The sequence below is a fragment of the Celeribacter neptunius genome (assembly GCF_900113955.1).
Lineage (GTDB): Bacteria > Pseudomonadota > Alphaproteobacteria > Rhodobacterales > Rhodobacteraceae > Celeribacter > Celeribacter neptunius.
The window spans coordinates 237,735-248,359 of record NZ_FORH01000007.1; the positions used below are offsets into that span (position 1 = coordinate 237,735).

10 protein-coding genes are annotated in these 10,625 nt (G+C 62.5%); 6 read left to right on the plus strand and 4 right to left on the minus strand.

What is annotated here, in order from left to right; translation table 11 throughout:
- Positions 1-53: 53 nt before the first annotated feature.
- Genes BM151_RS17000 through BM151_RS17010 form a run of 3 tightly spaced genes read right to left on the minus strand, consistent with a single transcriptional unit; the run spans position 54 to position 3,087 of the window.
- Entirely contained in the window at positions 54-728 is a 675-nt protein-coding gene (locus tag BM151_RS17000; RefSeq protein WP_090062000.1) for a GntR family transcriptional regulator, read from the minus strand.
- Positions 715-1,896 carry an acetylornithine deacetylase gene (gene argE / locus BM151_RS17005; RefSeq protein WP_090061941.1) on the minus strand — a complete coding sequence of 394 codons (1,182 nt, stop codon included), beginning with the start codon at positions 1,894-1,896 and terminating at the stop codon, positions 715-717. The genes BM151_RS17000 and argE overlap by 14 nt, the downstream gene beginning before the upstream one ends.
- A 3-nt stretch (positions 1,897-1,899) precedes the next feature.
- Positions 1,900-3,087, minus strand: coding sequence for a M24 family metallopeptidase (locus BM151_RS17010; RefSeq protein WP_090061942.1), 1,188 nt, complete (start codon positions 3,085-3,087; stop codon positions 1,900-1,902).
- Positions 3,088-3,447: 360 nt separating this feature from the next.
- On the opposite strand from BM151_RS17010, the gene BM151_RS17015 reads away from it, so the two are divergent.
- Positions 3,448-3,933 (plus strand): Lrp/AsnC family transcriptional regulator, encoded by a 486-nt coding sequence (locus BM151_RS17015; protein WP_425429567.1) that lies wholly within the window; start codon positions 3,448-3,450, stop codon positions 3,931-3,933.
- Between the two features lie 40 nt (positions 3,934-3,973).
- On the opposite strand, the gene BM151_RS17020 is transcribed toward BM151_RS17015, so the two are convergent.
- On the minus strand, positions 3,974-4,906 hold the full coding sequence (locus BM151_RS17020; RefSeq protein ID WP_090061943.1) for a LysR family transcriptional regulator: 933 nt from the start codon (positions 4,904-4,906) through the stop codon (positions 3,974-3,976).
- Between the two features lie 101 nt (positions 4,907-5,007).
- Between BM151_RS17020 and BM151_RS17025 the strand changes: the two genes are divergently transcribed.
- From BM151_RS17025 to BM151_RS17045, 5 genes are all read left to right on the plus strand, one after another.
- Entirely contained in the window at positions 5,008-6,438 is a 1,431-nt protein-coding gene (locus tag BM151_RS17025) for a form I ribulose bisphosphate carboxylase large subunit (protein WP_090062002.1), read from the plus strand.
- Between the two features lie 76 nt (positions 6,439-6,514).
- Positions 6,515-6,871, plus strand: a complete 357-nt coding sequence (locus BM151_RS17030; RefSeq protein WP_090061944.1) for a ribulose bisphosphate carboxylase small subunit — start codon at positions 6,515-6,517, stop codon at positions 6,869-6,871.
- A gap of 125 nt (positions 6,872-6,996) precedes the next feature.
- Positions 6,997-7,806, plus strand: a complete 810-nt coding sequence (locus BM151_RS17035; RefSeq protein WP_090061945.1) for a CbbQ/NirQ/NorQ/GpvN family protein — start codon at positions 6,997-6,999, stop codon at positions 7,804-7,806.
- Between the two features lie 34 nt (positions 7,807-7,840).
- On the plus strand, positions 7,841-10,183 hold the full coding sequence (locus BM151_RS21975) for a nitric oxide reductase activation protein NorD (protein WP_090061946.1): 2,343 nt from the start codon (positions 7,841-7,843) through the stop codon (positions 10,181-10,183).
- Positions 10,184-10,198: 15 nt separating this feature from the next.
- Positions 10,199-10,612, plus strand: coding sequence for a hypothetical protein (locus BM151_RS17045; RefSeq protein ID WP_090061947.1), 414 nt, complete (start codon positions 10,199-10,201; stop codon positions 10,610-10,612).
- The last annotated feature ends 13 nt before the right edge of the window (positions 10,613-10,625 follow it).

Sequence of the window (10,625 nt, forward strand, 5' to 3'; positions counted from 1 at the left end):
CCTTGAAGCGCGCGTCAGAAGTGTGCGGCAGATGGCTTCGCGCCGGGGGGATCTCATTTCTGCATCCGCTCGAAACTCAGCGAGATATGCCCCCGCCGCAGATGCCCCACCGCATCGAGATCGCCGAGTGTCAGCGCCTCGAGAATGTCCTGAACCTCGCGGGCGTAGATCTCGATCTCCTGTATCAGGTCGATCCGCGAGGCCGTGACCTGTTGCAGCCAGATCCGCGCGGTTCGGAAATACAGCCGTTCGGACATGGTGCGCAGCGGGGCATTCGCGGTCAGCTCCAGAAGTGTCAGGAACATGTCCCGGTCGAGCATCGAGAACTCCCTGGCCGAGGGGGCGGATTTGAGCGCCTCCGCCCGCGCCAGAAGCGCCCCGATCCGGGTCAGCAGGGCGGGGGTCGGTGGCACGGTGTCGAGCGAGGTCTGCAACAGCACCAGCTCCTTGCGCAGGCGATAGACCTGCGCCAGCTCCGCCATGTCCATATCGGTGACCATCGTGCCCACGCCATGCACCGAGATCACCAGCCCCTCGTCTTCGAGCCGGGCCAGGACCCGGCGCAGCGGGGTACGCGATATGCCGAATTCCTCGGCCAGTTCCACTTCCGACAGTTTCAGTCCCGGTGGATAGTCCAACAGGCAGATCCGGCTGCGAATCTCGCGGTGAATCTGGTCGTGGCGTTCGCGTGGCCGCAGGGGATCGCCAGAGGGCTCAGTCAGCGTCATGAGCGTGTCGTCCACCGTATATCTCTCCCAACCGGTCCAGCATGGCCAGAGACTGGCGGAGCTGATCAAGCGCGATATATTCATCCGGCTTGTGCGCCTGGTCAATGGAGCCGGGTCCGCAAATCACCGCCTGCATGCCGATTTTCTGGAACAATCCTGCCTCGGTGCCAAAGGGCACGAGACCTGCATGGTTGGCGCCGGTGAGGCGAAACACCAGATCGCGGGCGGCGTTCTCGTCCATCGGTGTGAGCCCCGCGACCTCGCCGATCACCTCGGTTTCGATCGCGGCATGTGAGGCCACCCGCCGCATCTCCGGCAAGAGCACGTCGCCGACATAGCTGGCAATCTCGCGTTTGACGAAGGTCATGTCGTCCTCCGCCACCGGCCGCATTTCCCACTCGAGCACCGCCTTGCCGGCGATCACGTTATGGGCATGGCCGCCCTTGAGGCCGCCGATGTTGATCGTGGTGTGCGGCGGGTCGAACCGTGATCCCTCGGGACAGCGCGCGATCAGAGCCCGGCGCAGGTCGAGCAACCGGTTGATATAGCGCGCCGCATATTCCACCGCGTTCACGCCCTTTTCCGGCGCCGATCCGTGCCCCTCTGCGCCTGTGAAAGTGACGGTATACTCGCAGCAGCCTTTGTGCCCTTCGATCACCCGCATGTCCGTGGGCTCCCCGATGAGGGCCATGGCCGGGCGGATCTCGCGCCCGCGCAGCACCAAGACGAGATCGCGCGCGCCGAGACAGCCGACCTCCTCGTCATGGGTGAAGGCGAAATGGATCGGCCGCTCCTGTGCCGCGGCTTTGAGCCGGTCGAGTTTGCTCATGCAGGTGGCGATAAACCCCTTCATGTCGCAGGTGCCGCGCCCATAGAGCCGGCCGTCCCGCTCGATCAGTCGAAACGGATCGCTGGTCCAGGGCTGGTCTTCGACCGGCACCACATCCGTGTGACCCGACAGGACCAGACCGCCGGCGCGCTCCGGGCCGAGCGTGGCGAAGAGGTTGGCCTTTTGCCCGCTGGCGTCGGCCAGAACCTCCACCCGGGCGCCGGCGTCGTTCAGCCGCTCCGCGATATAGGAAATCGCGGCGAGGTTGCTATCGGAGGACACCGTGGGAAAGGCGATCAGATCGGCGAGAATATCCTTGCAGGTTCCAAGCGCGCTCATCGATCAGTCTTTCACATAGAGCTTGCGCGGCACGTTGCAGAGCGTCTCCGCCGGTCCCTCGTCGCGGATCAGAATGGTCTCGGTGGTTTCCATGCCCCAGCCCTCCATCCACAGCCCTGGCATGAAGTGAAAGGTCATGCCCGGCTCCAGCACGGTCTCATCGCTGTCGCGGATCGAGACGGTATGTTCGCCCCAATCCGGCGGATAGGAACAGCCGACGGCATAGCCGGCGCGATTGGGGCGTTCGATCCCGACTTTCAGAAGCTCCGCATTCAAAGCCCGGGCGATGTCGCAGGCCCGATTGCCGGCCCGGGCAACGTCGATCCCGGCATTCAGCCCCTCGGTCAGGGCCAGGCTCGCATCGACCATATGTTGTGGCGGCTTGCCGAGAAACACGGAGCGGCACAGTGGCGCGTGATAGCGACGATAACAGCCCGATTGCTCGATGAAGGTCGCCTCGCCGGCCTTGAGCGCCTCACCGTTCCATGTGAGGTGCGGGGCGGAGGCATCTTCGCCCGACGGCAACATCGGCACGATGGCCGGATAATCGCCCCAGCTGTCCTCCTCGCCCTGAACCGAGGTCCGGTACAGCTCGCCCACCAGATCGTGTTTGCGCATGCCCGGCTCGATCAGTTCCATGGCGCGGCCGATCACCAGCTCGGAAATCCGTGCTGCCCGGCGCATGAAGCCAAGCTCCTCGTCGGACTTGATCAGCCTCTGCCAGTTCACCAGCGCCGAGGCGTCGATCAGCTCCGCCTCGGGCAGCCCCGCGGCCAGGATCGCATGGGCCTTTGCGGTGTAGAAATAGGTCTCCATCTCGACCCCGATGCGGGCATTGCCATGGCCCATGATCCTGAGGCGCGAAGCGAGATCTTCCATCGGGTGCGAGACCTCGGATTGCACCATCGAGTCGTTGTAATGCAGGATGTGGTCTTCGTTCTCCATCCAGACGGTTCGGCGCGCGCCATTGGCATCCATGAACCGGCCCCACCAGAAGGGCTCCCCCTCCTGTGACAGGATCACGCCTTGATGGGTGTAGAACGACCAGCCGTCATAGCCGGTGAGCCAATACTGGTTCGACGGGTTGGTGACGAACAGCACATCGATCCCGGCGTCGGCCATGGCGGCGCGGGTCAGCCCGATGCGGCGGTCATATTCGGCGTGAGAGAAAGGGGCATTCTTGATCGGCATGTCGGTCTCGCGTCTTGTGCACAACTTATGCGGTTATATGTAGGAGATCACCCTATTCACCCATAAATTCGGGTTTATTCGAGGTGGTAATCTTGACATTCAAGCGATTCACTTGGTGTTGTGTACATCAGTTGAGGCAAGCGCCTCTGCGGCGTCAAACAAAATCAACGAGAGAGCGCTGTGAAATCTGATCTGGATCGCCGTTTTGACGCGGCTTTGAGCGCCCGGTGCGGCGGCGCGGACCGTCGGGGACACCGCGATCGCTCGCCACGTCGTCCGCCACGTTGTACGCCATGCCGCCCGCCATGGCCCAGGCATTTGGGGGATGCAGCCCCGGTGATTTCCACGTAGCCTGACACCATGATCAAACTCGACGCCCGTGATTTCGACATTCTGCGCGTTCTGGCCCGAGAGGGTCGGATTTCCAAATCCGTGCTTGCCGAAAAGATCGGTCTTTCGCCGACGCCCGCTTGGGAGCGGTTGAAAAAGCTCGAAAAAGCCGGGCTGATCGAGGGCTATCGTGCCGAGATCAACCTGCGCAAACTCGGCCCCTCGGTGACCGTGTTCGTCGCCGCCGAGCTGGCCGATCACACCCAGGCGTCGTTCCGGACCTTTGAGGCCTCGTTGCAGGCGCATGAAGAGATCGTGGCCTGCTGGGCGCTGGGCGGTGGCTTTGATTACCTGTTGCAGATCGTCACCCGCGATATCGACGCCTATCAGCGGCTGATCGACACGCTTCTGGATGCCCGCATCGGAATTGCCCGCTATTTCACCTATATCGTCACCAAACAGGTCAAGGGCGGAGGTCCGCCGCCGCTCGGTCTGTTCGCGGGGGACGGAGACTAGCCCGATCGGAGGCCCGGATGTGGCGCGTCTGCGGGAATGTTCACCGTGGTCCCGGTTCGGTCTCGGATCGTGTGCGCCCGCTTTCCTGTTGCAGGAAGTCGAGAAAGCTCTGCGCCGCGGTGCTGAGGCGTTTGCCTTCGCGATGGAGCGCGTACCAGCGCCGGCGCAGCGGGAAGCCTTCGACATCGAGCACGACGAGCTCGCCCGCCGCCAGTTCCAGCCGCAGCGCGTGCAGCGACAGATAGGCGATGCCAAGCCCGGAAATCACCCCCTGTTTGATCGCATCGGCATCGTCGAATTCCATATGCGGAATCAGTTCGACATGGGCGGCCTGAAACAGTTTTTCGATGGCCTGCCGTGTCCCTGATCCGGGTTCGCGTCGGATGACATTCTCCTCGGCGATCCGGGAGAGCGGGATATGTTTTGTGCCGGCCAGCGGATGATCGGGACGGGCGACGAAGGTGATGACGTTTTCCAGAAACGGTTCGGCCTGCACCGGCTGACCCTGTGGCGGCTGGCCCATGATGTAGAGATCGTCGGCATTGGCGCCGAGCCGGTCGAGAACGGTCTCGCGATTGGTGATCTGCAGCCGCGGTTCGACCTTCGGGTGGCGGCGTTTGAAATCGCCCAGGAGCTGCGGCAGGAAATATTTCGCGGTCGAGACCACGGCGATCGAAAGCGGTCCCGCGACCTCGTGTTTCATGTCCTCGAGCGCCACTTCCATCTCGCCCAGCCGGGCCAAAATATCGCGCGAGGCTGCGGCCACCTCTTCGCCGGCGCGGGTCAGATGCAGCCGCTTGCCGATCTGTTCGGTGAGCGGCAGGCCGATCTTCTCTTCGAGCGTCTTGACCTGCATCGACACCGAGGGCTGGGTCAGATGCACCTCTTCGGCGGCGCGGGTGATCGAGCCATGCCGCGCCACCGCCTCGAACAGGCGCATCTGCTGAAAGGTTGGCGGGATGAATTTTGTCATAAATAAACCTATATGTATTACATAAAAACAATCTAGTTTTCTGTATTTGATCGGTCAACTAGCCTCTTGGTCAATCGATGACCGAATGGAGGATGGCCGAGATGCCGAAGGATCATACGAAGTCCTACACCGCCGGGGTGAAGGAATACCGGGAAACCTACTGGATGCCGGAATACGTGCCCTCGGCCACGGATTTCCTGGCCTGTTTCAAGATCATCCCGCAGGAAGGCGTGCCGCGCGAAGAGGCCGCTGCAGCGGTGGCCGCAGAAAGCTCCACCGGCACATGGACCACGGTCTGGACCGATCTCCTGACCGATCTCGACTATTACAAGGGCCGAGCCTATGCAATCGAGGACGTGCCGGGCAATGACGAGGCTTTTTATGCTTTCATCGCCTATCCGATCGATCTGTTCGAAGAAGGCTCCGTGGTCAACGTGCTGACCTCGCTCGTCGGCAATGTCTTCGGCTTCAAGGCGGTGCGCGCCCTGCGGCTCGAAGATGTGCGCATCCCGCTGGCTTATGTGATGACCTGCGGCGGACCGCCCAATGGCATTCAGGTCGAGCGCGATGTGATGAACAAATATGGCCGCCCCTTGCTCGGCTGTACGATCAAGCCCAAGCTGGGGCTCTCGGCCAAGAACTATGGCCGGGCGTGTTACGAGGGGCTGCGCGGCGGCCTGGATTTCACCAAGGATGACGAGAACGTCAATTCCCAGCCCTTCATGCGCTGGCGCCAGCGGTTCGATTTTGTCATGGAGGCGATCCAGAAGGCGGAGGCCGAGACCGGCGAACGCAAGGGGCACTACCTGAACGTCACCGCGCCGACGCCGGAAGAGATGTACAAACGCGCCGAATACGCCAAGGAGCTGGGTGCACCAATCATCATGCATGATTATCTCACCGGCGGCTTCACCGCCAACACAGGGCTCGCCAATTGGTGTCGCGACAACGGCATGTTGTTGCACATCCACCGCGCCATGCACGCCGTGCTCGACCGTAACCCCAATCACGGTATCCATTTCCGGGTGCTGACCAAGATGCTGCGCCTCTCGGGCGGCGATCACCTGCACACCGGTACCGTGGTGGGTAAGCTCGAAGGCGATCGGGAGTCGACCCTTGGCTGGATCGACCTGCTGCGCGAGCGCTACGTCAAGGAGGATCGCTCCCGCGGTCTCTTCTTTGATCAGGACTGGGGCTCGATGCCCGGCGCCTTTGCGGTCGCTTCCGGCGGTATCCATGTCTGGCACATGCCGGCGCTGGTGACGATTTTCGGCAATGACGCGGTGCTGCAATTCGGTGGCGGCACGCTGGGCCATCCCTGGGGCAACGCGGCGGGGGCCGCGGCCAACCGGGTGGCACTCGAGGCCTGTGTCGAGGCGCGCAATCAGGGGCGTCAGCTCGAGAAGGAGGGCAAGGACATTCTGACCAAGGCGGCCAAGTCGAGCCCGGAGCTCGCCACGGCGATGGAGACCTGGAAGGAAATCAAGTTCGAATTCGACACGGTCGACAAGCTCGATGTGCAGCACCGTTGAGTGAAAACTCCGGCCCCAAGGCAAGACGCTGCGGGGTCGGCATGAACTCAGTACAAAGATATGAAAGGACCGACCCATGAGTGAAGTGCAGGATTACAAATCGTCGCTCTCCGATGTGAGCAGCCGCAAGTTCGAAACCTTTTCCTACCTGCCGGAAATGGATGCCGCCGGCATTCGCAAACAGGTGGAATATATCGTCTCGAAAGGCTGGAACCCGGCGGTGGAACATACCGAACCGGAAAACGCCATGGACCATTACTGGTACATGTGGAAGCTTCCGATGTTCGGCGAGACCGATGTCGACCGCATCCTCTCGGAGGCCGATGCCTGTCATAAGGCGCATCCGAACAACCATGTGCGGCTGGTGGGCTATGACAATTACGCCCAGTCGAAAGGCGCCGAGATGGTGATCTACCGCGGCAATCCGGTCTGAGACACGGCCTGCGATTATATGCGGAAAAGACGGGGCAGGGGCCGATGGGCGCCGCCCCGGGACAGTCAGAACAGCAAAACAGTCTGAACAGAAAAAGGGCGCGAAAGCGTCCGGGGTGATCCGAAATGACCAAACATGATGTGGACCAGTTCGCCGTGACCCGCGAGCCTTTCTACCGCGAGGTGGCGGGCGAGATCGCGCTTTACGAAGCCGCCTATGCCCGCCGCATGCCGGTGATGCTCAAGGGGCCGACCGGCGCCGGTAAATCGCGTTTCGTCGAATATATGGCCTGGAAACTCGGCCGGCCGCTGATCACCGTGGCCTCGAACGAGGATATGACCGCCTCGGATCTGGTCGGGCGGTTTCTCTTGGATAAAGACGGCACCAAATGGCAGGACGGTCCCTTGACCACCGCCGCGCGGATCGGCGCGATCTGTTATCTCGACGAGATCGTCGAGGCGCGGCAGGACACCACTGTGGTGATCCACCCGCTGACCGATCACCGCCGCCAGCTGCCCTTGGACAAGAAGGGCGAGCTGATCGAGGCGCATCCCGATTTCCAACTCGTGATCTCCTACAACCCCGGCTACCAGTCGCTGATGAAGGATCTGAAACAGTCGACGAAACAACGCTTTGCCGCGCTGGATTTCGACTATCCGGAGGCGGCGCTGGAAAGTGAGATCGTTGCAGCCGAGACCGGGGTCGACGCTAAGACCGCCGAGAAACTCGTCCAGATCGCCCATCGTTCGCGCAACCTGAAGGGCCACGGGCTGGACGAAGGTATCTCGACCCGGCTCCTGGTCTACGCCGGCCAGATGATCGCCCAGGGGGTCGATCCCAAATCTGCCTGTCAGATGACCTTGGTGACGCCGCTGACCGATGACCCGGACATGCGCGAGACGCTTCTGGCGGCGGTGGAGACCTTCTTCGTCTGACGCGGCTAGGCGGACCGATGCAGGAGGGGACATCATGACACTTGATTCTGAAGATATGCGGGCCTGTTTTGCCAAGGCCCCGCCCGAGACCTTCGCCACTGTCGAGGCGGAGTTCCACGAGGCCGCAAGGGTGATGAGCGCCGCCGGGCTGGCCGATTATATGGAGGGCGCAAAAGCGCTCTGCGCCCTCGGGCGCGGCCATGATCTGGTGCTGGCCTATCTGGAAAACATGCCCGCCGTCGCCCGCGAATGCGGTGAGGACGTGATCCGCGATTGCGTCGGGGCGGCGATGAAACTGAGCTCAATGACCTCGGGCGATGTGATCGCGCTCCTGTTTGCCTCCCTGCCCATGGCGGCGCGGCGTCTGGGTGATCCGGAATTGCTGCGCGGCTATCTTCAGCTCATCCATCAGCTCTCCGCCAAGGCGGCACGGGGCCTGCGCCCGATGTTGGGCGTGACCGACGAGCTTTTGTCCAAGCTCACCCTGTCGGGGCTGAAACGCTGGGCCAATTTCGGCGCCGAGGCCTATCGCCGCGACCTGCCGAACCTGACCAGGTATTTCGCGCTCGAAAGCGCCGATGCCAAGAAAATGCTGCAACAGGAACGCCGCGGCACGCTGTTCATCGACACCCAGCGCAAGTTGAATTTCTACCTGAGGGCGCTTTGGGCACGCGACTTCTTCCTGCGCCCGACGGCGGCCGATTACGACGGGTTTCGCCCCTATATCGACGGCCACGTGCTGCATCTGCCCGATGCGGTGGATGATCTCGGCGGGATCTCCGGTCATGATCTCTACCGGGCGATGACGGCGCATATGGCCGCGCATATCCAATATTCCAGCGCCGCGATCTCCGCCGAACAGCTGACGCCGGCGCAGATGTTCTTCATCGGTATGATCGAGGATGCACGGGTGGAATATTGTGCCGCGCGGGCGTTCCCGGGGTTGCGAAAACTTTGGGGCCGCCTGCTGGCCCGACGGGTCGAGGCGCCGCCGGAGCATCCGACGGTGCTGGCACTGGAGCGGTTCGCTGAGGCGCTGGGCGATCCGGCCCTGCGGCTCGAGGCCCCGGCGCTCGATGCCTTGGCGGCAAAGTTCCATGCCGGGATCGGTGAGCTTGCCGAGGACAACCATTTCTCCTGGGAGCTCGGGCTGGAGCTTTATCACATCTTCGCGGCGCGCCGGGATGTGCCGAGCCTGCGCATCCTCAATTCCCTGCGCATCCCCTATCGCGACGACAACCGATTTGTCTGGGAATTCGAGGAATTCAACTGGGACGAACATGGCGCGGAATATCTCCCGGCGAGCCAGCGGCAGATCCGCAAACATGTCTCGGTGCTGGAAATGGCGCATGAGGTCGATGCCGAACTGGCCGGTGACGATGCCCAGGAAATCTGGGTCTGCAGCGACAATTTCATGCCCTATGAGGATGCCGGCGAGGCCAGCACCAGTTTCAACGACATGTGGGGCAAGGACCCGATTTCGCCACCCTATCATTATCCCGAATGGGATTATCAGGTGCAGCTCTACCGTCCCGATTGGGCCACGCTCTTCGAGCATCGCGCGAAAAAGGGCGACCCTGGCGCGATCGATGAGATCCTGATCGAACACAAGCCGATCGCGCATCGCATTCGCCAGATCATCGACCTGCTGTCGCCCGCAGGCGTCCAGCGCATCCGCAATATGGAAGACGGCGATGAGATTGATCTCAACGCCGCGGTCGATGCGATGATTGCCATCCGCATGGGCGAACAGCCCAATCCGCGCATCACCATGCGCAATGTCATCACCTCGCGAGATCTGGCGGTGACCGTGTTGCTGGACCTCTCCGAAAGCACCAATGACACGATGGAGGGTTCGGAGAAGACCGTGTTGCAGCTGACCCGCGAGGCCGCCGCACTGGTCGCCACCGCGATCGAGGGCATCGGCGATCCTTTCGCCCTGCATGGCTTTGCCTCGGACGGGCGCCATCAGGTGCAATACTATCGCTTCAAGGATTGGGGCCAGCCCTTTGGCGAGGCGGCCAAGGCGCGGCTCGACGGCATGATCGGCGGGCTTTCGACCCGCATGGGGACGGCGCTGCGCCACGCGGGCGCGGGGCTGTTGAAACAGCCGGAGCGGCGCAAGTTGATCCTTCTGGTGACCGACGGCGAACCGGCGGATATCGATGAGCGCGATCCGCAGCATCTGCGCCACGACACCCGAAAGGCGGTCGAGGAGCTGGCCGGCAAAGGGGTGATGACCTATTGCCTGACGCTGGATCCCGAGGCGGATCGCTATGTCAAACGCATCTTTGGCGCCAACAACTACACCGTGGTCGACCACGTGGCGCGATTGCCGGAACAATTGCCGGTGCTCTTCGCGTCGCTGACCGGCTGAGCGGAGTGGGTCGGGATGGCTGGGCGCTACACCAGGCATGAGGATCATCCGCCGCTCTCGGAGCGGCCCGAGGAGATCCCGGCGGAATGCTACAATTGCGCGCGACTGGCACTCATTCGCGGTGGTGGAGAGGAACCGCTCTGGCTGCCTCTGCCGGGGCTTTTGAGCCTGAAACTGGCGCTCATGCCCGAAGCCTGGGTGGTGGCCGACTGGCGGCGCGGGCAGATGCCGCTGATCGTCTGGGCGGAGTTCCGTCCCGCCCCCGACCGCGGTCTGCATCAGCCGGTACCCTGTGCCCTGCGGAACTACACCGGTGCGGCGGAGCGGATTTTCCCCTCTGTTTGCCGGATCATGCAGCGCCAGCTGCGGGCGCATCTGACAGAGCCGGGAAGAGAGGCTCAGGTCCTTCCCTTGTCCGCCCGGTCGTAGAAATCCTGCGCAA